Annotated in this window: 15 protein-coding genes and 1 tRNA gene; 7 read left to right on the top strand and 9 right to left on the bottom strand. The window is 63.7% G+C overall.

What is annotated here, in order from left to right; all coding sequences use genetic code 11:
- Window positions 1-22: 22 nt before the first annotated feature.
- The gene (locus tag ACYG9Z_RS21695; protein WP_023752763.1) at window positions 23-1,189 is read right to left on the bottom strand and encodes an acetyl-CoA acetyltransferase; all 1,167 of its coding nucleotides are present in this window, start codon (window positions 1,187-1,189) and stop codon (window positions 23-25) included.
- Between the two features lie 188 nt (window positions 1,190-1,377).
- Between ACYG9Z_RS21695 and betI the strand changes: the two genes are divergently transcribed.
- From betI to betB, 5 genes are read left to right on the top strand one after another with little or no spacing between them, the layout of a single operon-like run.
- Window positions 1,378-1,968: a choline-binding transcriptional repressor BetI gene (betI, locus tag ACYG9Z_RS21690; protein ID WP_023752764.1), complete on the top strand. Its 591-nt coding sequence runs from the start codon at window positions 1,378-1,380 to the stop codon at window positions 1,966-1,968.
- Window positions 1,969-1,976: 8 nt separating this feature from the next.
- A complete protein-coding gene (gene betC / locus ACYG9Z_RS21685; protein WP_023752765.1) occupies window positions 1,977-3,506 on the top strand; it encodes a choline-sulfatase in 1,530 nt (509 codons plus the stop codon).
- The gene (locus tag ACYG9Z_RS21680; RefSeq protein ID WP_023752766.1) at window positions 3,503-4,507 is read left to right on the top strand and encodes a threonine/serine dehydratase; all 1,005 of its coding nucleotides are present in this window, start codon (window positions 3,503-3,505) and stop codon (window positions 4,505-4,507) included. Before betC ends, ACYG9Z_RS21680 begins: the two co-directional genes overlap by 4 nt.
- A 3-nt stretch (window positions 4,508-4,510) precedes the next feature.
- The gene (gene betA, locus ACYG9Z_RS21675) at window positions 4,511-6,163 is read left to right on the top strand and encodes a choline dehydrogenase (RefSeq protein WP_023752767.1); all 1,653 of its coding nucleotides are present in this window, start codon (window positions 4,511-4,513) and stop codon (window positions 6,161-6,163) included.
- A gap of 51 nt (window positions 6,164-6,214) precedes the next feature.
- On the top strand, window positions 6,215-7,678 hold the full coding sequence (gene betB / locus ACYG9Z_RS21670) for a betaine-aldehyde dehydrogenase (protein WP_023709830.1): 1,464 nt from the start codon (window positions 6,215-6,217) through the stop codon (window positions 7,676-7,678).
- A 73-nt stretch (window positions 7,679-7,751) separates the two neighbouring features.
- On the opposite strand, the gene ACYG9Z_RS21665 is transcribed toward betB, so the two are convergent.
- Window positions 7,752-9,989 (bottom strand): mannose-1-phosphate guanylyltransferase/mannose-6-phosphate isomerase, encoded by a 2,238-nt coding sequence (locus ACYG9Z_RS21665; protein ID WP_023670740.1) that lies wholly within the window; start codon window positions 9,987-9,989, stop codon window positions 7,752-7,754.
- Window positions 9,990-10,000: 11 nt separating this feature from the next.
- Entirely contained in the window at window positions 10,001-11,521 is a 1,521-nt protein-coding gene (locus ACYG9Z_RS21660) for a phosphomannomutase/phosphoglucomutase (RefSeq protein ID WP_023684571.1), read from the bottom strand.
- A gap of 200 nt (window positions 11,522-11,721) precedes the next feature.
- Here ACYG9Z_RS21660 and ACYG9Z_RS21655 point away from each other — a divergent pair.
- A tRNA-Pro gene (locus tag ACYG9Z_RS21655) sits at window positions 11,722-11,798 on the top strand.
- Window positions 11,799-12,006: 208 nt separating this feature from the next.
- Complete coding sequence (locus tag ACYG9Z_RS21650; protein ID WP_245259959.1) at window positions 12,007-12,312, top strand: hypothetical protein; 306 nt, start codon at window positions 12,007-12,009, stop codon at window positions 12,310-12,312.
- A 41-nt stretch (window positions 12,313-12,353) separates the two neighbouring features.
- Here the strand turns inward: ACYG9Z_RS21650 and ACYG9Z_RS21645 are convergent, their stop codons facing one another.
- The 6 genes from ACYG9Z_RS21645 to glgX form a co-directional block, all read right to left on the bottom strand.
- Window positions 12,354-13,973 carry an ABC transporter ATP-binding protein gene (locus ACYG9Z_RS21645; RefSeq protein WP_023752769.1) on the bottom strand — a complete coding sequence of 540 codons (1,620 nt, stop codon included), beginning with the start codon at window positions 13,971-13,973 and terminating at the stop codon, window positions 12,354-12,356.
- A gap of 46 nt (window positions 13,974-14,019) precedes the next feature.
- Window positions 14,020-15,147 carry an ABC transporter permease gene (locus ACYG9Z_RS21640; RefSeq protein ID WP_023670736.1) on the bottom strand — a complete coding sequence of 376 codons (1,128 nt, stop codon included), beginning with the start codon at window positions 15,145-15,147 and terminating at the stop codon, window positions 14,020-14,022.
- A gap of 9 nt (window positions 15,148-15,156) precedes the next feature.
- Complete coding sequence (locus ACYG9Z_RS21635) at window positions 15,157-16,080, bottom strand: ABC transporter permease subunit (protein ID WP_023752770.1); 924 nt, start codon at window positions 16,078-16,080, stop codon at window positions 15,157-15,159.
- Window positions 16,081-16,254: 174 nt separating this feature from the next.
- Entirely contained in the window at window positions 16,255-17,847 is a 1,593-nt protein-coding gene (locus ACYG9Z_RS21630) for a peptide ABC transporter substrate-binding protein (RefSeq protein WP_023670734.1), read from the bottom strand.
- Window positions 17,848-18,296: 449 nt separating this feature from the next.
- Window positions 18,297-19,946, bottom strand: a complete 1,650-nt coding sequence (gene bglA / locus ACYG9Z_RS21625; RefSeq protein ID WP_023752771.1) for a beta-galactosidase BglA — start codon at window positions 19,944-19,946, stop codon at window positions 18,297-18,299.
- Window positions 19,946-21,946 (bottom strand): glycogen debranching protein GlgX, encoded by a 2,001-nt coding sequence (gene glgX / locus ACYG9Z_RS21620; RefSeq protein ID WP_023752772.1) that lies wholly within the window; start codon window positions 21,944-21,946, stop codon window positions 19,946-19,948. Before glgX ends, bglA begins: the two co-directional genes overlap by 1 nt.
- Window positions 21,947-22,061 lie beyond the last annotated feature (115 nt).

Below are 22,061 nucleotides of genomic sequence, written 5' to 3'. Positions count from 1 at the left end.
CCCCGAAATATACGGGCCGCTTCTACCTGATCCGGTCGAGGATGGAAACGTAGTTGGCGACGGCAGCGCCACCCATGTTGAAGATGCCGCCAAGCTTTGCGTCCGGCACCTGGATGCCGTCTGCTTCGCCGGTCAACTGCATGGCGGTCAGTACATGCATCGACACACCGGTGGCGCCGATCGGATGGCCCTTGGCCTTCAGCCCGCCCGAAGGATTGACCGGGAGCCTGCCGTCTTTTGCCGTCGTGCCGTCCAGCGCCAGCCTGGCGCCCTCGCCCGGCTTGGCCAGGCCCATCGCCTCATATTCGATGAGTTCGGCAATGGTGAAGCAGTCATGCGTCTCGACGAAGGAGAGGTCGTCGAGCGTCACGCCGGCCTTCTTCAAAGCCTGGTTCCAGGCCTGCTCGCAGCCTTCGAAGGACAGGATGTCACGCTTCGACATCGGCAGGAAATCCTGGACATGCTCGTTGGCGCGGAAGGCGACGGCGCGGCGCATCTTCAACGCCGTCGAGGTGTCGGTCAGCACAAGGGCGGCGGCGCCATCGGAAACCAGGGAGCAGTCGGTGCGCTTCAGCGGACCGGCGACGAAGGGGTTCTTCTCGCTTTCCTGGCGGCAGAATTCGTAGCCGAAATCCTTGCGCATCTGCGCGTACGGATTGTCGACGCCGTTCTTGTGGTTCTTGGCGGCGATCATCGCCAGCGCATCCGACTGGTCGCCATAACGCTGGAAATAGGCCTGTGCGATCTTGCCGAAGACGCCGGCAAAACCGGCCGGCGTGTCGCCCTCTTCCGGCAGATAGGAAGCCTTGAGCAGGTTCTTGCCGATCTCGGGGCCGGGCGTCGTCGTCATCTGCTCGGCACCGACCACCAGCACGATGCGGGCGGCATTGGCGTCGATGGCGCGGATGCCTTGGCGGACCGCTGCCGAACCCGTGGCGCAGGCGTTCTCGACCCGCGTCGCCGGCTTGAAGCGCAGCCGGTCATCGGCCTGCAGCACCAGGCTGGCGGTAAAATCCTGAGGGGAGAAGCCGGCGTTGAAATGGCCGAGCACGATCTCGTCGACCTCGTCCGGGCCAATGCCGGCATGGTCGAGCGCGTCGACCGCGACCTTTGTGATCAGGCCCTCGAGCGTCTCGCCTTCAAGCTTGCCGAAGCGCGAATGCGCCCAGCCGACGATGCATCCGGTCATGGCAACCTCCGTTCGCCGCAAGCCTAACATGTCATAGCGCGGCATCACCCTCTAATATTGTTCAACAGTGAACCGTTTTCCAGTCCAAGGGATGGGCCAGAGCGACACGATCGATTGATCCGAGCGCGAGTTTTTTATTGATTGATCCGTCAATAAAAAATAATCTCTGTTTTGATCTGGATCTCCCAATGCCGAAAGTCGGAATGGAACCGTTGCGCCGCAAGGCGCTCATCGACGCGACGATCTCGGCGATCGGCGAGCGCGGCTCGCTTGATGTGACCATGTCGGAGATCGCCGGCCGTGCCGGTGTATCCTCAGCCCTCGCCCATCATTATTTCGGCGCCAAGGACGAGCTCCTTCTGGCGACGATGCGGCACATACTGGCCGAGCTGACCATCGACATGCGGCGCGCCCTGCAATCGGCCGGCTCGCCGCGCGAACGCGTCTCGGCGGTTGTGGCCGTCAACTTCTCCGACATCCAGTTCCGACCGGAAACCATTGCCGCCTGGCTCGCCTTTTATGTCGAGGCCCAGAAATCATCGGCCTTGCGCCGGCTGCTCAGGGTCTATGCGCGGCGACTACAGTCCAACCTGATGAGCGGACTGATCGGCATACTGCCGCGCAACGAAGCCGACCGCGCGGCGGAAGCGGTCGCGGCGATGATCGACGGGCTGTACATCAGGCGCGCGCTGAAGGACGGCGTGCCGGATGCTCAAACCGCGATCGCGCTGGTCGAAGATTATCTCGAAATCAAACTCGGCGGGCGACAGACACAGTGACAGCCTCAGTGATATCAAGGCGACCCAACATCCTGATCGTCATGGTCGATCAGCTCAACGGCACGCTGTTTGCGGACGGGCCGGCGGACTTCCTGTATGCGCCGCATCTCAAGGCGCTGGCCGCACGCTCGGCGCGCTTCGGCAACAACTACACGGCCTCGCCGCTTTGCGCGCCGGGCCGCGCCGCTTTCATGAGCGGGCAATTGCCGTCGCGCACCCAGGTCTATGACAACGCCGCCGAATTCGCTTCCTCGATCCCGACCTATGCGCATCATCTGCGCAGCGCCGGCTACTACACCTGCCTGTCGGGCAAGATGCATTTCGTCGGGCCGGACCAGTTGCACGGTTTCGAGGAGCGGCTGACCACCGACATCTATCCCGCCGATTTCGGCTGGACGCCGGATTACCGCAAGCCCGGCGAGCGCATCGACTGGTGGTATCACAATCTGGGCTCGGTCACCGGCGCCGGCGTTGCCGAGATCACCAACCAGATGGAGTATGACGACGAGGTCGCCTTCCACGCGGTGCAAAAACTCTACGATCTTGCCCGCACCTCCGAGGACGAGGCCAGCCGGCCCTGGTGCCTGACGGTTTCCTTCACCCATCCGCACGACCCCTATGTCGCTCGGCGGCAATATTGGGATCTCTATGAAGACTGTCCGGCGCTTGAGCCGGAGGTGGGATTCATCCCCTATGCCCATCAGGACCCGCATTCGCAACGGCTTTACCGGGCCAGCGACTACGACAGTTTCAACATCACGCCGGAGCAGATCCGCCGCTCGCGGCGCGGCTACTACGCCAACATCTCCTATCTCGACGACAAGGTCGGCGAGCTGATGTCAGTGCTGGAGCGAACGCGCATGCTGGACGACACCATCATCCTGTTCTGCTCCGACCACGGCGACATGCTTGGCGAGCGCGGCCTGTGGTTCAAGATGAATTTCTTCGAGGGCTCGGCGCGAGTACCTTTGATGATCGCCGGCAAAGGCATTCCTGCAGGGCTGATCGAGGCGCCGGTCTCCAACCTCGACGTGACGCCGACATTGTGCGACCTCGCCGGCATCGACATCTCCGCCATCGCACCGTGGACCGACGGGCAGTCGCTGCTGCCGCTGCTTGATGGCGAGCCGCGCAGCGCGCCGGTGCTGATGGAATATGCCGCCGAGGGCTCCACCGCGCCGTTGGTGGCGATCCGCGACGGCCGCTACAAATTCATCCATTGCGAGATCGACCCGCCGCTTCTGTTCGATCTCGAAGCCGATCCGCAAGAACGCACCAATCGTGCCACCGATCCGGCGCATGCCGATCTGGTGGCGGCCTTCACGGGAGCCGTACGAGCGCGCTGGGACATGGCCGCCTTCGACGCCGCCGTGCGTACCAGCCAGGCGCGGCGCTGGGTGGTCTATCCCGCGCTGCGCAACGGCACGCATTACCCCTGGGAATTCCAGCCACTGCAGAAGGCGTCGGAACGCTACATGCGCAACCACATGAACCTCGACAATCTCGAGGAACAGAAACGCTTTCCGCGAGGCGAATGATGACAATTGTCCCCTCCCTCGAGCACCTCAGACAGGCCTATGCCGTGACGTCGAAGGCGACGCAGATCACGCCTTTGCTGGAATCGACAGCCTTGGCCAAGGAGACGGGTGCGGCCCGCGTCTTCATCAAACCGGAATCGCTGCAATGGGCGGGATCGTTCAAGGTGCGCGGCGCCTATTGGCGGTTGAAGCGGCTGTCGCCGGATGAGGCCATAAAAGGCGTCGTCGCCTACTCCTCCGGCAATTTCGCGCAAGGGTTGGCAGCCGCCGGCCAGGCGCTCGGCATTCCCGTCACCATCGTCATGCCGCTCGACGCGCCGGCCGCCAAGCGCGATGCGACCGCAGGCTATGGCGCGCGCGTCGTGCTGACCGATCATGGCGAGCGCGCCCGTGAAGAGGTCGCAGCCGCCAAGGCCCGCGAGATTGCCGAGACCGAACGGCTGGCGTTGCTGCATCCATTCGACGATCCGGAGATCGTTGCCGGCCAGGCCGGCGCCGGGCTCGAAGCGCTCGAACAACTCGAGGCAAAGGACGCCAGCGCCGACCTTCTGTTCTGCTCGGTCGGCGGCGGCGGACTGATCGGCGGCATGTCGCTCGCCTTCCACTATCTGTCGCCGGGAACCGAGATCATCGGCGTCGAGCCGGAAGGCTTCAACGGCATGGGTTCATCGCTAGCGCATGGCGCCATCGAGACCATGCCGATCGCGCCGAAATCGATTTGCGACGGGCTGATGTCGCGGCGGCCGGGCGACGCGCCGTTCGCGGCGGTCAAGACCGCCGGCGTGCGCGGCATCACCGTCGACGACCAATCGGTTAGGCAAGCGATGAAGATCGCCTTCGAGCGGATGAAGTTGGTGCTTGAGCCGTCAGGCGCCGCGTCGCTGGCGGCGCTGCTCGGCGGCAAGGTGGATGTGGCGGGTAAAACCGTCCTGGTCATGGCTACCGGCGGCAATGTCTCTCTCGCCGATTTTATTTCGCATATGAACGATGGGCGCATGTGAACCATGCTTGAAGCAGATTTCGTCATCATCGGCTCCGGCTCGGCCGGCTCGGCCATGGCCTACCGGCTGTCGGAAGACGGCAAGCATTCGGTCATCGTCATCGAGTTCGGCGGCACCGATATCGGGCCGCTGATCCAGATGCCGTCGGCGCTGTCGATCCCGCTCAACATGAGCCTTTACGACTGGGGCTTTGCCAGCGAACCAGAGCCGCATCTCGGCGGCCGCGTGCTGGCGACGCCACGGGGCAAGGTGATCGGCGGCTCATCCTCGATCAACGGCATGGTATATGTCAGGGGCCACGCACGCGACTTCGACCACTGGGCCGAACAGGGGGCGGCCGGCTGGGGCTTCGCCGACGTGCTGCCCTATTTCAAGCGCATGGAGGACAGTGACGGCGGCGAGGACGGCTGGCGCGGCCACGGCGGCCCGCTGCACGTCCAGCGTGGCCCGCGCAAGAATCCGCTCTACGGCGCCTTTGTCGAGGCCGGCCGCCAAGCCGGGTTCGAACTGACCGACGACTACAATGGTTCGAAGCAGGAAGGCTTCGGGCCGATGGAGCAGACCATACGCGGCGGCCGCCGCTGGTCGGCCGCATCAGCCTATCTGAAGCCGGCGCTCAAGCGGCAAAATGTCAGCGTGATCAAAGGCTTCGCCCGTCGTGTGATCATCGAGAATCAGCGCGCTGTCGGCGTCGAGATCGAAGCTCACAAACAGATTCAGGTCGTTAAGGCGCGACGTGAGGTGATCGTTGCCGCATCATCGATCAATTCGCCCAAGATCCTGATGCTATCCGGTATCGGCCCGGCCGCGCATCTCAAGGAGAACGGCATCCAGGTCGTGTCCGACCGGCCCGGTGTCGGCCGCAATCTGCAGGATCATATGGAGCTCTACATCCAGCAGGAATCGACCCAGCCGATCACGCTGAATTCGGTTCTCAACCCATTCTCCAAGGCGCTGATCGGGGCGCAGTGGCTGTTCTTCAAGACCGGCCTCGGCGCCACCAACCATTTCGAGGCCGCAGCCTTCGTGCGCTCGCAGGCCGGCGTCGACTACCCCGACATCCAGTATCACTTCATCCCGGCTGCGGTGCGCTATGACGGCAAGGCGGCGGCGAAGGCCCATGGCTTCCAGGCGCATGTCGGGCCGATGCGGTCGAAGTCGCGCGGTTCGGTGACGCTGCGCTCGCCCGACCCGAAAGCGACGCCGGTCATCCGCTTCAACTACATGTCGCATCCAGACGACTGGACCGAGTTCCGCCACTGCATCCGGCTGACCCGCGAGATCTTCGGCCAGAAGGCTTTTGACGGCTTCCGCGGCAAGGAAATCTCGCCGGGTTCGCATGTCCAGTCGGACGAGGATCTCGACGCCTTCATCCGGGATCATGCCGAGAGCGCCTATCACCCGTGCGGCACCTGCAAGATGGGTCGGGCCGATGACATCACGAGCGTCGTCGATCCGGAGTGCCGCGTCATCGGCATCGACGGGTTGCGGGTCGCCGACTCCTCGATCTTTCCGCGCGTCACCAATGGCAATCTCAACGCGCCCTCGATCATGACCGGCGAAAAGGCCTCCGACCACATTCTCGGCCGCACGCCGCTGGCGCCATCCAACCAGGAACCCTGGATCAATCCGCGCTGGCAGGTGGCGGATCGATAGGGCATTGTCCGGCGGACTGCTCCGCAATAGCGAATACATCTGGAGAACAGCATGCGCGCCCAGCCAACGGCATCGCACTATGTCAACGGCCGCTACATCGAGGACGAAGGCGGCGCGCCGCTGCCGGTGATCTATCCGGCGACCGGTGAGGTCATCGCCACTTTGCATTCGGCGACTCCGAACGTGCTGGAGCTCGCCATCGAAGCCGCGCGGGCCGCACAACCGGCCTGGGCGCGGATGAAGCCGGTCGAGCGTGGCCGCATCCTGCGCCGCGCCGCCGACATTTTGCGCGCGCGCAACGCCGATCTGGCGCGGATCGAGACGCTCGACACGGGCAAAGCGATCCAGGAGACGCTGGTGGCGGATGCACTATCGGCCGCCGACTGCCTCGAATATTTCGGCGGCGCGGTTGCCGCCTTCAACGGCGAGGCGATCGATCTTGGTGGACCTTTTGCCTATACGCGCCGCGAGGCGCTCGGTGTGTGCGTCGGCATCGGCGCCTGGAACTATCCGATCCAGATCGCCGGCTGGAAATCCGCCCCGGCGCTCGCCATGGGCAACGCCATGGTATTCAAGCCTTCGGAGAACACGCCGCTGTCGGCGCTGGCGCTGGCCGAGATCTACTCAGAGGCGGGCCTGCCCGACGGGCTGTTCAACGTCGTGCAAGGCTATGGCGAAGTCGGCGCCGGCCTCGTCGGCCATGATGTCGTTGCCAAGGTTTCGGTGACCGGCTCGGTGCCGACCGGCCGCAAGGTGCTGTCGCTCGCCGGTTCGAAGATGAAGCATGCGACGATGGAACTCGGCGGCAAGTCGCCGCTGATCGTGTTCGACGATGCCGATCTCGAAAACGCCATCGGCGGCGCCATGCTCGGCAATTTCTATTCGAGCGGGCAGATCTGCTCCAACGGCACGCGTGTTTTCGTACAAAGCGGCATCCATGACCGCTTCGTCGACCGGCTGGTCGAGCGGACGAAAAAGATCCGCATCGGCGATCCGCTCGATCCTGAGACGCAGATGGGGCCGCTGGTCAACAAGGCGCAGCAGGAGAAGGTCGTTTCCTACATCGCGGCCGGCAGGCAGGATGGAGCAACGCTCGCCTGCGGTGGCAACGTGCCGTCGCTGCAAGGGTTCGATGGCGGCTTCTTTGTAGAACCAACCGTGTTCACCGGTGTCACCGATAAGATGCGCATTGCGCGCGAGGAGATTTTCGGGCCGGTGATGAGCGTGCTGAAGTTCGACGGCGAGGACGAGGTGATCGACCGCGCCAACGACACCGAATTCGGCCTCGCCGCCGGCGTCTTCACCCGCGACCTGCAGCGCGCTCATAGGGTGATCGCCGAACTGCAGGCCGGCACCTGCTGGATAAACGCCTACAATCTGACGCCGGTGGAAATTCCGTTTGGCGGGGTGAAGCAATCCGGCATCGGGCGCGAGAACTCGCTGGCGGCTTTAGCGCTCTATTCGCAGCTGAAGGCGGTGTATGTCGAGACCGGGGATGTAGCGAGCCCGTATTGAGGGGTTGGCGCGAGGCACCCCCCTCTGCCCTGCACGGCAGAGGGGGGTGCCTCGCACCGGCCTCTCAACAACCTCACCCCTTCTGCGCTGTCCCATCAAGATACTGCGTCAGCGCGCAGACCAGATGATAGAAGATGCTGGCCGGCACGTCCGATGCCAAGGAGCGGCCGCGTTCGTCGATGCGGTCGATCCACAGGCCGAGCGGCGCCGGGTCGATGTGCCAGCGGAATAGCCGGCCGACGCGCGCCTCGATTTCGGGCTTGAGGTCGGGACCACCCGAGCCATCCAGCGCAATCGCCGCCTTGATCGCTTCGGCCTGTGGCCAGCTCCGCGACACAAGGTCGAGCGGCAGGCCCTGTCTGGAGACCGCGCCGTAGGCAAGGCCGGTGGCGCGGTTGAGGCCGTTGGCGATGGCCGAGGCGTAGAGCTTGCGGGCAAAATTGCTCAACTCGCCCTGGCCGCTGCGGGCGACGAAATCGGTGAGCAGCGAGGCCCATTCGAAATGATGGCCGGGCTCGGTCCATGTGCCCTTCTCGCCGGCGGCCGGCTTCCACCCGGCGTCGAAATATTCGCCCAGCGTCCAGCTCTCGGCATCGAAGAAATGACTGCGGAAAAGGTCGATGATGCGCGCGGCGCGGCGCAGATAGGTGCGGTCGCCGGTCGCCTTATACCAGGCGAGGAAGGCCTCGAGCAGATGCATATGCGGGTTGGAGCGCCGCTCGCCCTCGCCATCGGATGTCTCGAGAAAGCCGGTCATGCGGCTGTCCTCGAGATGCGCGTCGAGGAACACGAAGGTCTCCTGGCCCAGCCGCAGCGCATCCGGATCGCCGCACATATGCGCATGCGCCAGCGCCAGCAGCACGCAGGAATGGTCGTAGGCATCCTCGGTTGGGTCGGCGACGGAGCCGTCGACATTGAGCGTGCGCACCCAGCCGCCCCGGTCCGTGCGGCCCTTGCCGGCCATGAAGGCGATGCCATGGGAGATCAGGCGATCGGCTGGACCGTCCCAGCCGCGGGCCTTGGCAACGGCGAAGGCGTAGACTTGCCTCGCCGTCGTGCGCATGCGCTTGGGCTTCAACAGCGCCTCGCCGTCGAAGCCGAGCGCCTCGTGGAAACCGCCATGACGCTCATCGACGCCTGAAGTCGACCACAGCGGCAAGGTCTCCTCGAACAGCCAGTGATGCACGCGCCGACGCCAGGCGCCGCTCTCGATGACGCGGTCGTGTGCCGGGGTGAACCTGGTTTCCAGCCGGCCCGACTTTTCCAGCTGCTCGACGATCTTCTTGACGTGCTGGCTGTGACTGACCGGGGCAACGAAGGTGGCGTCCGCGGTCGAGACGATGGCGACATCCTTCATGCCGATCGCCGACAAAAGCCGGCCGTCGCTGCGGATGTAGGAGTTCTCGCAATCGATGGCGACGACATCGCCGACGACGACATTGCCCTTGGCGTCGGCAGGGCCGACATCAAGCAGCGACTGCCAGGAGCCGAGGTCGTTCCAGCGGAAGCCGGCCGGCACCATGGCGATGTCCTTGGCCCGTTCCATGATGGCGTAGTCGATCGAGTTCGACGGGATGGCGGCGTAGAGGTCGAGCGGCATATAGAGGCCGGACAGGTCGCTCGTTGCTGCCTTGTAGGCCGCTTCGGTGGCCTGCCAGATGTCGGGCTGGAAGGCCGCAAATGCGTCGCGCATGGCGCCGGCGCGAAATAGGAAAATGCCGGTGTTCCAGTAGAAGGTGCCCGCACTGAGATAGCTCTGCGCAGTGGCGAGGTCGGGCTTTTCGACGAAGCGCGACACGTCGAAGACGCCGCCGCTTTCGGCTGCGACTTCGATATACCCATAGCCGGTCTCGGGCTGCGTCGGCTTGATGCCGAACACCACCAGACGGCCGGCAAGCGCTGCCTGGCTGCCCGCCTCGACGCTCTGCCAGAACTGCTTGGGCGTGGCGATTTCGTGGTCTGACGGCACCACCAGCACCAGGCTGTCGCCGAACTCCGACAATGTGCGCAGCGCGGCCAGCGCCACGGCGGCAGCCGTGTTGCGCCCGGTCGGCTCGAACAGCGGGCCACCGCCGGCGAGGTCGAGGCCGGCAAGGTCGGCATGCACGCGCTCGGCATGGCGCTCGGCGGCGATCAGGAAGATCGGCGTTTCGCCCTCCGGCCGCGCCGTCAGCCGGCGCAGTGTCTTGGCCAGCATCGAGCCGTCGCCGGAAAGATCGTGGAACTGTTTCGGGTTGTCCTCGCGTGACAGCGGCCACAGCCGCGAACCGACACCGCCGCTCATGACAAAACTGACGATGCGCTCGGTCATGAAAGGTCCAATCAGAACGTCTGGTTGTAAGCGCCGACTTCGGGGCTGCGGCGCAGCACGGCGTCGACCGCCTCGAACATCTGCCGGCGGCGGTCGGACGATACCGGGCTTTCGACAACCACGACAAGCTCCGGCTTGTTCGACGACGCCCGTACCACGCCCCAGGTGCCATCTTCGGCCACGATGCGCACGCCGTTGACGGTGATCAGCTCGGCGATCTTCTGGCCGGCAAAAGCCTTGCCGGCGCGCTGTATCGCCTGGAAGTCCGCCACCACCCGACCGACCACGCCGTATTTCACGTCATCGGCGCAATGCGGCGACATGGTCGGCGTGCCGAAGGTCAGCGGCAGCGCGCGATAGAGATCGGCCATCGAACTTATGGGGTTGCGGACGAGCATCTCACAAATGGCTATTGCCGTGATGAGACCGTCATCATAGCCGCGGCCGATCGGCGGATTGAAGAAGAAATGGCCCGACTTCTCGAAGCCGGCGACGGCGCCAAGCTCGGCGACGCGGCGCTTGATGTAGGAATGGCCGGTCTTCCAGTAATCTGTCTTCGCGCCGTTGGCGCGCAGGACGCTGTCGGTGTTGAACAGGCCGGTCGACTTGACATCGACGACGAAGGTCGAGCCGGGGTATTGGGTTGATATGTCCCGCGCGAGCATGACGCCGACCTTGTCGGCAAAAATCTCGTTGCCCTCATTGTCGACCACGCCGCAACGGTCGCCGTCGCCGTCAAAGCCCAGCCCGACATCAGCACCTGTTTCCAGCACTTTGTCCCTGATGGCATGCAGCATCTGCATGTCTTCCGGGTTCGGGTTATAGCGCGGAAAACTGTGGTCGAGCTCGACATCGAGCGGGATCACCTCGCAGCCGATGCGCTCCAGCGCCTGTGGCGCGAAGGCGCCGGCAGTGCCGTTGCCGCAAGCGGCCACGACTTTCAGCTTTCGCGCGATGCGCTTGTCGCTCACCAGATCGTCGAGATAGGTCTCGCGAAAACCGGAGACGAATTCGTAGGAGCCACCGCCGGCAAGATCGAAATCGCCCGACAGCACGATCTGTTTCAGGGCGCTCATCTCCTCCGGTCCGAAGGTGAGCGGCCTCGCCGCACCCATCTTGACTCCGGTCCAGCCATTCTCGTTGTGCGATGCGGTGACCATGGCGACGGAAGGCGCGTCGAGCGCGAACTGGGCGAAATAGGCCATGGGCGACAGCGCCAGGCCAATGTCTTTCACCTTTGCGCCCGCAGCCATCAGGCCGGAAACCAGCGCCAGCTTGATGGCAAGCGAATAGGAGCGGAAATCATGCCCGGTGACGATGTCGGGACCCGCGCCAAGACGGCGGATCAAAGTGCCCAGGCCCATGCCCAGCGCCTGGACGCCGATCAGGTTCAGCTCCGGCGGTTGGGTGGAGCCGGCATGGCCAAACCACCAGCGCGCGTCGTATTCGCGAAAGCCGGACGCCTTGATCAGCGCTTCGGTTTCGAATTCGAAGCTGTTGGGCCGGGCGTCGCCTACGATTTTCAGGGGCAAGACAGCAAAGCTCCAGATGGCGAAAACACGATTTATCGAGGCTGCTGCCTAGCACACAAGGCTTTAAGCGGGGTTTATCCCGGGCGGGAAATCCAAGCTTTGCGGCAATGCCCGACGAAAGCCAACGAAATGCGACAGAAGCGCTGCCATTGCCGCTTGCGGGAACGGTATGTGGCAGCTATAAGCCCGCGGTCTGGTCACGGAGTGTAGCGCAGCCTGGTAGCGCACCTCGTTCGGGACGAGGGGGTCGCAGGTTCAAATCCTGCCACTCCGACCAGAAAAAACAGACACTTAGGTGTTTGTTCTCCCGACCCACAAGATAGCTTGATGCAAACCGGCCGCGTCGGCGTCGCTGTCAGCATGGTGTTTTGACGCGACAACCATCCGCGCTAACTCGATAATAGGAATGCCGCCGAGACAGCGGCCCGGAACGAGGTTTGCGGAAGATGAATTTGTTTATTTCAAGCGCAGGCCGGCTGTCAGCGATGCTTGTTCTTTTCCTGATGGCAGGCTGCTCATCGCTGGGCAGCGCGGTGAACCCGGCGAAATACGACAGCATGACATGCGCCGAGCTCAACACCGCCGTAGGCGATACCGCGCGCGACATCTCGCAAACCGCCATCACCCGCGGCAAGGTCGCCAACACCAGCGTGCCGAACTGGCTGCTCGGCGGCACGCGCGTGAAGAGCGCAGTGGCCAAGCGTGAGACGGCCAGAATCGAACTGCTGAAGCAGCGGCAAGAGGCCATTGTCGCGACAAGGGCCAACAGATGCCCCAGGTCAGCGGGCTAAGCGAACTGGCCCTACCCTGACTATCTGCTGAACGTCACGCCTTAAGCACTCAGCCTGAAGCGCGTGACATCGATCGCCGCAGCCATCAGCGTCTGGGTGTAGGCGGCCTGCGGGTTGCTGAAGATCTCTTCCGTCGGGCCTTCCTCGACGATCTTGCCCTGCCTCATGACGATGATGTAGTCGGCCATGGCGCGCACCACGGAGAGATCGTGGCTGATGAAGAGGTAGGACAGTTCGTGGTCGGCCTGCAGCTTGCGCAGCAATTCGACGATCTGCTTCTGCACCGAGCGGTCGAGCGCCGAAGTCGGCTCGTCCAGCACCACCAGTTTGGGCTTCAGGATCACGGCACGCGCGATGGCGATGCGCTGGCGCTGGCCGCCGGAGAATTCGTGCGGGTAGCGGTTGCGTGCGTTGGGGTCGAGGCCGACCTCGAGCAAGGCCTCGACGGCGCGCTGATCGCGTTGCTTACCTGACAGGTTCGGCTCATGCACCAGAAGCCCTTCGGTGATGATCTGGCCGACGGTCATGCGCGGCGACAGCGAGCCGAACGGATCCTGGAAGACGAGTTGCATCTCACGTCGCAGCGGCCGCATCGCCTGGCGGTCGGCGGTGGAGATGTCGCGGTCGCCGAAGCGGATGACACCGTCGCTGGGCAACAGGCGCAGAAGTGCGCGGCCGAGCGTCGATTTTCCCGAACCGGACTCGCCGACGATACCGATGGTCTGGTTGCGCTTCAGCCGGATCGAAATGTGATCGACGGCGCGTAGCAGCAGCGGTTCGCCGGCAAGGAAGCCGCCGCCGATCTTGAAGGTCACTTCGACATTGCGGCCCTCCAGCAGCACCGGAGCGCTGGGCGGCGGCGCCGCCTTTGTGCCGGTCGGTTCGGCGGCCAGCAGCATTTTGGTATAGGCATGCTGCGGGTTGGCGAAAAGTGCTTCCGCCTCGCCTTCCTCGACCACCTCGCCATATCGCATGACATAGACGCGGTCGGCAAAGCGCCGGACGATGCCGAGATCGTGGGTGATGAAGACGATGGCCATGCCGAGCTTGCGCTGCAATTCGGCGAGCAGCACCAGGATCTGCGCCTGGATGGTGACGTCGAGCGCCGTCGTCGGCTCGTCGGCGATCAGGATGTCGGGGTCGTTGGCCAATGCCATGGCGATCATGACGCGCTGGCGCTGGCCACCCGACATTTCGTGCGGATAGGATTTCATCCGCCGCTCGGGATCGGGAATATGCACAAGCCGCAGCAGCTTGAGCGCCTCGTTCCGTGCCTCGGCTGCGTTCAGCCCGCGGTGCTTGCGGATTGGTTCGATCAGCTGGTTGCCGATCGAATAGAGCGGATCGAGCGAGGTCATCGGCTCCTGGAAGATCATGCTGATCTTGGCGCCGCGCACCTTGTTGAGGTCGGGCTTGCTCATGGTCAAAAGGTTGCGGCCGCGATAATCGACGTGCCCCGTCGCCTCGCCGTTGGACGCCAGCAGGCTCATCGCCGCCATCATGGTCTGGCTCTTGCCGGAGCCGGATTCGCCGACCACGGCTACGGTTTCCCCTGCCTTGACGTGGATGTTGATGCCTTTGACCGCTTCGACCGCGCCGTCGAGCGTGCGGAAGCGGACGCGAAGGTCCTTGACGCTGAGGATCGTTTCGGGCGCTTCCATCGCAACGGTCCGCATATTATCGGTCCCCATCTTTATCGTCCCATCTTCATCGGTCTCTTGGATCGAGCGCGTCGCGCAGGCCGTCGCCGACGAAATTCAGCGCAAACAGCGTCGAGACGAGGAAGAAGGCGGGGAACAAAAGCAGCCAGTTGGCGGTGCCGATGTTCTTGGCGCCGACGGAGATGAGCACGCCCCAGCTGGTCATCGGTTCCTGCACGCCAAGGCCAAGGAAAGACAGGAAGCTTTCCAGGATGATGACCTGCGGCACCAGCAGCGTCATGTAGATCACCACTGGTCCGAGCAGATTGGGGATGACGTGGCGCAGCAGGATGCCGCGCTGGCCGACGCCCATGGCTTCGGCCGCCTGGACATACTCCTGCCGCCGGATCGACAGCGCCTGGCCGCGCACGATGCGCGCCATGTCGAGCCACAGCACCGCCCCCACCGCCAGGAACATCAGCACGAAGTTGCGGCCGAAGAACACCACCAGCATGATGACAAAGAAAATGAAGGGCAAGGAATAGAGCACGTCGACGATGCGCATCATCACCTCGTCGATCTTGCCGCCGGAAAAGCCGGCCGCCGCCCCGTAGAGGACGCCGATGACCACCGCGACAATGCCGGCAAGCAGGCCGATGGCCAGCGAGATGCGCCCTGCCATCAGCGTTCGCGAGAGAAGATCGCGACCGGTGTTGTCGGTGCCGAACAGGAAGTACTGCTGTTTGACCGACGCAGTCATAGTCAATTCGAGCCCGTCGGCCGATTTGCTCTCTATCTTGGTATCGTCGAAGGCATCGGAGCGGTCGAGATAGCGGATGTTGCGGTCGTCGATCGGTTTGGTCGAGGTGACGGTGACGGTGACGCGACTGCCGTCCAGTTTCCACTCCTTGATGTCGACGCGCATGCGCTTGATGGCATCCTTGAGCGCCGTCTCGATCATGTCCGGCTTCGGATAGGCTGAAAAGCTTGGTGGCGTGCGCACATAGTCGGCATAGATGGTGGTGTACTGATGCGGCACGAACCAGGGGCCGAAGATGCTGATGACGCCAATGAAGGCCAGGTAATAGAGGCTGAACATGGCGGCGCGGTTGGCTTTGAGGCGCGCCCATGCGTCGCCCCAGAGCGAGCGGCCGACGACGGCCGGCGGAGCGGCGGCGGCTGTGATGTCAGTCATAGCGCACCCTCAGTCATAGCGTACCCTCGGGTCGACGACCGCGTACATGACGTCGACGATCAGGTTGAAGACGATGGTGAAGAGCGCGATCACCACCACGGTCCCCATCACCAGCGTGTAGTCGCGGTTGAGCGCGGCATCGACGAAATAGCGGCCGACACCGGGAATGGAGAAGATGGTCTCGACGATGACCGAACCGGTGAGCAGCGCCGCGGCTGCCGGGCCGGTGAAGGAAACGATCGGCAGGATGGCGCCGCGCAGCGCGTGCTTGACCACCACCGACCAGCCGGAGAGGCCGAGCGCACGCGCCGTTCGGATATGATGCGAACGCAAGCTCTCGATCATCGACCCGCGCATCAGGCGGGCAACGATGGCGATCTGCGGCAAGGCCAGCGTCAGCACCGGGCCGATCTTGTTGATCAATGCGCCATCACCCCAGCCGCCGATCGGCAACAGCTTCCAGGTCAATCCGAACACCAACTGAATCACAGGAGCGATGACGAAGGTGGGGATAGTGCTGCCGGCGGTCGCCAGCGCAATCACCGTATAGTCGCCAAGCTTGTTCTGGTTGAGCGCGGCGATGGTGCCGAGCACCGAACCAAGCAGCAGCGCCAGGATCAGCGCCGAGGTGCCGAGCTGGACCGATATCGGCAGCCCCTTGGCAAACAGTTCGGTGACGGTGAAGTCAGGCAAATTGTAGCTCGGCCCGAAATTGCCGCGCAGAAGATTGCCGAGATAGTGGGCATATTGCAGCCAGAGCGGATCGTCGAGGCCGAACTGTGCTTCCAGATTGGCCCTGATCTCGGGACTGAGGCCCCGCTCCTGATTGAAGGGGCCGCCCGGTGCGACGCGTATCAGGAAGAACGCCATGGTCACGATGACGAACAGCGTCGGAATGGCGGTCAGAAGCCGCCGTAAGATGTATCGCAGCATCGGCGCCCCGCTTCGGCCAGAGCGACATACGTCCATGCGGACGCATTGCCACGCTCCGGCGCCAAATCTTCGCACCGGGCTTGCCGAAAATCGACCACGACTTTCGGACCGGTGCGATGACCGACCAGTCCGCCGCGCCCAAATGGGGCGCGGCGGTCCAGTCAAGGATGATTATCAGTCCTTGGAGACGAAGCGGGACGGATGGATGTCCATCACATTGTCATCGAAGCCATGCAGCTTCGAGGAAACGATATCGTGGAAGCTGTAGTAGAGAAGCGGAATGTTGCCGACGTCATCGACAAGGATGCGCTCGGCCTCAGTGAGGTCCTTCATGCGCTCTTCCGGCTTGCCGCCGGCAGCCGCGGCCTTGTCCATGGCCGCCTCATATGCCGGGCTGACGTAGTTCGAATAGTTGTTGCCGCTGGCCTTGCGGGTGATGCCGAGGAAGGTCTCGGGATCCTTGTAGTCGGCGATCCAGGCGGCACGCGCCACGTCGTAGTTGCCCTTCTGCTCGAGGAAGGAATAGTGGGTCTTGGTATCGGTGTTGAGCAGCGTGATCTCGACGCCAAGCGGCTTCAACTGTTCCTGGATGGCAACCGCGGTGTTCTTGTGGTTTTCCGAGGTGTTGTAGCGGATCTCCATCTTCAGCGGATGCTCGGGCGTATAGCCGAGTTTCTCAAGGATCTTCTTGGCGGCGTCCTCGCGGTCGATCTGCGGCATGTCGGCGTATTTGGCCATTGCCGGCGTGTAGCCGGCGATGCCCGGAGGCACCATCGAATAACCAGGCAGCATGGAATTCTGCCAGACCTTTTCGGCCAGGAAGTCGCGGTCGATAGCCATCGAGATGGCGTTGCGCAGCTCGACATTGTCCCAGGGCGCCTTGTCGGTCTTGATCGCGTAATAATAGGTGCCGAGATACGGTCCGACGCGGACCTGATCGCCGAACTTGGTCTTGAGGTCAGCGAGCTGTTCGGTCGGCAGGTCGCCGTAGCTGTCGAGTTCGCCTGCCTCGAAGCGCTTCATCGCCGAAGAGCGGTCTTCGGTCGGGATGTAGTTGACGACGTCCATCTTGACGGTCGCGGCATCCCAGAATTTCGGATTCTTGACCAGCTTCATGTGGTCGTTGGGAATCCACTCGGCCAATGTATAGGCGCCGTTCGAAACGAGATTGCCCGCCTTGATCCAGTCGGCGCCGAGCTTGTCGATCGAGGCCTTGTTGACCGGGTAGGTAGCCTGGTGGGTCAGCATCTCCAGGAAGTATGGCGTCGGCGCCTTCAGCGTCACTTCCAGGGTGTTGGCGTCGATCGCCTTGACGCCCATGTCCTCGGGCTTGCCTTTCTTGGTGTTGACTTCCTCGGCGTTCTTCACGGGATAGAGCATGGAAGCGTATTCGGCGGCGGTCGCCGGATCCTCCAGCCTACGGAAGGAATAAACGAAGTCGTCCGCCGTCACCGGGCTGCCATCCGACCACAAGCCGTCCTTGCGCAGCTTGAAGGTGTAGACGGTGCCGTCATCAGATACCGTCCAGCTTTCGGCGGCGCCCGGGATGAGGTTCGTCTTCTGATCGTGCATGACCAGTCCCTGGAACAGGTCGCGTATGATATCGGCTTCGTAGACGGTCGAGGTCTTGTGCGGATCGACCGTCTCCGCTTCGGCGGCACTGCCTCTGTTATAGACGGTCTCGGCAAGGGCCGGCGTCAGGAACGTGCCTGCGGCAAAGGTCATGGTCGCGGCGACAAGCGTCGCCTTCAGCATATTTTTCAGCATGAAGTCTCTCCCTGTGGCGCTGCCCATCGGCTGCGCCTTACGAGTGTTGACGCCCCGGAACCGATTTCTGGCCCCTTCGAGCGCGCCGCCGGTTCCCGTTCCGGCAGCTGGTGGCAGGAGACTAGACAGACGGAAATATTATTTCAACCGAGTCTTGCTTGACGCTAAGTGAGCATCCTCACGCTAAACCAGCCATAGCTAATCTATATTACCAGGTTCAATTGGGTGCAGCTTGTGGTTGCGCTGCAATTTTGAGGTTTGCCCGCAGCAGTTGTCATTAGCGCAACCACCTGGAAACGTTCCTGGAACGCCGTTCGTGGCCAAGCTTGACGAAAGTACCGAAGAAGCCCGAAAATGAAAAACGTGGCGCCGGTGGCGTTGCACGGATCACTCGGCACGGTTGCATGCGGACACGATCTTTTTTGAAGCCGGACGGCGTCCCTGAAAGATCAGCCTACCTTGCCGACAAACCAGCCCAGGGCCGGCAGCGACAGCCCCTCCTCCTGCAGGACGGCACCGCCACCCAGAGCGATCGCCTCGACAGGCTGCAGATCCGGCGGCAGTCGCCAGTCGGCCGGCTTGTCGGCGAAATTGAAGACGCAGAGCAATATCTCGTCCTCGCCCAGCCGGATGAAGGCAAGGACATCGCCGTCGGTATCGAGAAAGCGGATCGGGCCCTTGACCAGTGCCGGATGCGCCTTGCGCAAAGCGAGCATCGTCCGGTAGCCGGCGAGCACGGACTTGTCGTCGGCGTTCTGGATATCGACCGCCCGAGCGCGGTGGCTTTCCGGCACCGGCAGCCAGGGTTTTCCCGAGGAAAAACCGGCATTGTCGGCGCCCGCCTCCCACACCATCGGTGTGCGGCAGCCGTCCCTGCCCTTGACCCCCGGCCAGAAACGGATGCCGACGGGATCGCGCAGATCCTCGAAGGTCAGTTCCGCCTCCTCCAGCCCAAGCTCTTCGCCTTGGTAGAGACAGATCGAGCCGCGCAGGCAGGAGAGCAAAGCGATAGCGAATGTCGCCACCGCATCTGGATCGCCCTCCGGCCGCGTCCAGCGGCTGACATGGCGCACGACATCGTGGTTGGAGAACGCCCAGCAGACCCAGCCGTCGGCGACAGCTGCCTCGAAGGCCTCGACACAGCCGCGCACATGGGCGGCTGAGAATTGCGGGCCGAGCAGGTCGAAGGTGTAGCACATGTTGAGCTTGTCGCCGCCGGATGTGTAGGCGGCCAGCGTCTGCAGCGAGCGGCCTTCGTCGCCGACCTCGCCGACACTGGCGCGGCCGTCATATTCGTCGAGCAAAGCGCGGAAGCGCCTGAGGAAACCGAGGTTTTCCGGTTGCGTCTTGTCGAACAGATGCTCCTGGAAGAGATAGGTGTTGGTTTCGCCATTGGTGCCGGCGACGCTCGACGCCAGCGGCGGATTGCTGCGCAGCCAGCGGTCATGGACATAGTAGTTGACCGTATCCAGGCGGAAGCCGTCGACGCCGCGCTCGAGCCAGAACCGCACCGTCTCCAGCAACGCGTCCTGAACCTCAGGATTGTGGAAGTTGAGGTCCGGCTGCGAGGCGAGGAAATTGTGCATGTAGTATTGCCGGCGGGTGGCGTCCCATTCCCAGGCCGGGCCGCCGAAAACCGACAGCCAGTTGTTGGGCGCGTTGCCGTCCGGCCTGGTGTCGGCCCAGACATACCAGTCGGCCTTGGGATTATCCTTGCTGGCACGGCTCTCTACAAACCATTCGTGCTTGTCGGAGGAGTGCGACAACACCTGATCGATGATCACCTTCAGGCCGAGCCTGTGCGCCTCGGCAACCAGCGCGTCGAAGTCGTCGAGCGTGCCGAACATCGGATCGACCGCCTGATAGTCGGAGACGTCGTAGCCCATATCGGCCATTGGCGATTTGAAGAAGGGCGACAGCCAGACGGCGTCGACGCCGAGCGAGGCGACGTGCGCCAGCCGTGAGGTGATGCCTGAGAGGTCGCCGCTGCCGTCGCCGGTGGTGTCCTGGAAGGAGCGAGGATAGATCTGGTAGATGACGCAGCCGCGCCACCAGTCGGCGCGCTGTTCGGCTCCCGGCTGGGCATTGTCGTCGGCCATCACGGACCCTTCCTGGCGCGGGCCTTTGCGGTCCGGCGCTCGATCATGAAACTGACACTGCGGCCGGGCAGCGGCCACGCGAGGTCGACCGCTTGCGCTTCAACAGCCGGCTGCCATTCAAACCCTTGCCGCGCGGGCAGCGTGAAGACGCATTGGCGGCGATCGCCATTGACGATCACAGCCAGGCGGCCTTCCCCGCCATCGCCGAGCAGCATGACGAGGCGATGGCGCGAGCCATCGTTCCAGTCGGCTTCGCCGAGTGGCGCGCCGGTCTCGGTCAGCCACGCGACGTCGGGCACATCAGAACCGTCCGGCGGCTCTCCGGTCAGGAAGCGCGTATCGGAAAGCGCCGGCACCGCGCCGCGCAGAGCTGCGAGCGCCGACACACGGGCTTCCAGCCCGACGTCGCGCCCGGCCCAGTCGAGCCAGGTGATGGCGTTGTCCTGCGCATAGGCGTTGTTGTTGCCCCCTTGTGTGCGGCCGAATTCATCGCCCGCCGTCAGCATGATGGTGCCGCGCGAGGCAAACAGAGTGGCGAGCAGCGCGAAGCGATCATGGGAACGGGCCTCGGCAATCGCCTTGTCCGAGGTTTCGCCCTCGACGCCGTTGTTCCAGGACAGGTTCTCATTGTGGCCGTCGCGGTTCTTCTCGCCATTGGCCTGGTTGTGTTTGGCTTCATAGGCGACGATATCGGCCAGCGTCATGCCATCGTGTGCGGCGATGTAGTTGACCGTGCGGCTGGCGGATTGGCCCTCCCTGCCGAACACATCGGAGGAGCCGGCGAGCCTTGTCGCCAGCGCACCGACCGTGCCGGCATCGCCGCGCCAGAAGCGCCTGACGTCGTCGCGGTAGCGGTCGTTCCATTCGAGGTAAGGCGGCCGGAAATTGCCGAGCTGATAGCCATTCGGGCCGATGTCCCACGGCTCGGCAATCAGCACCCTGTCGGCAAGGATGGGATCGGTTGCGATGGTCTCGAGCAACGGGGCCGCCGGATCGAATACGCCAGCGACGCGGCCGAGGACCGGCGCCAGGTCGAAGCGGAAACCGTCGACGCCGGCATGGCGGACGAAATGGCGCAGCGTGTCGAGTACCATGTCGCGAACGACCGGATGGTCGCAGGCAATGGTATTGCCGGTGCCGGTATCGTTGGCCAACCTGCCGTCCGGCTCGCTGCGGTAGTAGGCTTGATTGTCGAGGCCGCGCAGCGACAGCGTCGGCCCGAGCCGGTCACTTTCGCCGGTATGATTGAAGACGAGATCGAGGATGGTGCCAATGCCAGCCCTGCGCAGCACCCCCACAGTATCGCGCAACTCGGCGATGCCGCCGGGCGCCAGGCGCGGGTCGAGCGCCATGAAGGTGACTGGGTTGTAGCCCCAAGCATTGCTGAGGCCCAGCGGCGGCAAATGGCGCTCATCGACCCATGCCGTCACGGGCATTAGCTCAACGGCGGAGACGCCGATCTTCTTGAGATGTTCGACGATAGCCGGATGGGCAAGGGCTGCAATGGTGCCGCGCTGCGCTTCCGGTACGTCCGGATGCAGCCTGGTGAAGGAGCGGACGTTGAGTTCGTAGATCAGGCCGCCTGGCTGGAACAAAGGCGGCTTGGCCGGCAGCGGCTTCGGTTGAGCCCGCGCGATGGTCTTCGGCATCAGTGGCGCGGTGTCGGCGCCTTCGTTGCGCCGGGCGGCAAGCCGCCAATGATGCTGGTAGGGCCGGTCGATCTCGACGGCGTAGGGATCGGTGAGCAGCTTGTCGGGATCGAACCACAGCCCGCGCTCCGGCGCATATTCGCCGTCGGCGCGAAAGCCGTAGCGCGTACCCGCGGCAAGGCCGGCGACGAACAGCGCATGGACGCCTTCGCTTTCCGGCTGGAGTTCGAGCCGGTCGATTTCGCGGGCGCCGGTGTCGTCGAAGATCGACACCCACAGGCGCCGCGCGGACGACGACCAGGCGGCGAAGCGGATGCCTTCGGGAGTGACCGTTGCGCCGAGCTGGGTCATCGGCGCATCCTCCACCCTCCCCCTTGTGGGGAGGGTCGCGAACGAAGTGAGCGGGGTGGGGGTCGGCGCGGGGAAAGCGCTTTACGAGCACCCCCAACCCGATCCGCTGCGCGGA

The organism is Mesorhizobium sp. RSR380A (assembly GCF_054719385.1).
This window is presented reverse-complemented; position numbering and strand designations above follow the sequence as displayed.

What these genes read in the sequence shown, in the direction of transcription:
- ACYG9Z_RS21695 (WP_023752763.1), bottom strand. Translation starts at nt 1,189, where the DNA reads ATGACCGGATGCATCGTCGGCTGGGCGCATTCGCGCTTCGGCAAGCTT.
- betI (WP_023752764.1), top strand. Translation starts at nt 1,378, where the DNA reads ATGCCGAAAGTCGGAATGGAACCGTTGCGCCGCAAGGCGCTCATCGAC.
- ACYG9Z_RS21680 (WP_023752766.1), top strand. Translation starts at nt 3,503, where the DNA reads ATGATGACAATTGTCCCCTCCCTCGAGCACCTCAGACAGGCCTATGCC.
- betA (WP_023752767.1), top strand. Translation starts at nt 4,511, where the DNA reads ATGCTTGAAGCAGATTTCGTCATCATCGGCTCCGGCTCGGCCGGCTCG.
- betB (WP_023709830.1), top strand. Translation starts at nt 6,215, where the DNA reads ATGCGCGCCCAGCCAACGGCATCGCACTATGTCAACGGCCGCTACATC.
- ACYG9Z_RS21665 (WP_023670740.1), bottom strand. Translation starts at nt 9,989, where the DNA reads ATGACCGAGCGCATCGTCAGTTTTGTCATGAGCGGCGGTGTCGGTTCG.
- ACYG9Z_RS21650 (WP_245259959.1), top strand. Translation starts at nt 12,007, where the DNA reads ATGCTTGTTCTTTTCCTGATGGCAGGCTGCTCATCGCTGGGCAGCGCG.
- ACYG9Z_RS21645 (WP_023752769.1), bottom strand. Translation starts at nt 13,973, where the DNA reads ATGGAAGCGCCCGAAACGATCCTCAGCGTCAAGGACCTTCGCGTCCGC.
- ACYG9Z_RS21640 (WP_023670736.1), bottom strand. Translation starts at nt 15,147, where the DNA reads ATGACTGACATCACAGCCGCCGCCGCTCCGCCGGCCGTCGTCGGCCGC.
- ACYG9Z_RS21635 (WP_023752770.1), bottom strand. Translation starts at nt 16,080, where the DNA reads ATGCTGCGATACATCTTACGGCGGCTTCTGACCGCCATTCCGACGCTG.
- ACYG9Z_RS21630 (WP_023670734.1), bottom strand. Translation starts at nt 17,847, where the DNA reads ATGCTGAAAAATATGCTGAAGGCGACGCTTGTCGCCGCGACCATGACC.
- bglA (WP_023752771.1), bottom strand. Translation starts at nt 19,946, where the DNA reads ATGGCCGACGACAATGCCCAGCCGGGAGCCGAACAGCGCGCCGACTGG.
- glgX (WP_023752772.1), bottom strand. Translation starts at nt 21,946, where the DNA reads ATGACCCAGCTCGGCGCAACGGTCACTCCCGAAGGCATCCGCTTCGCC.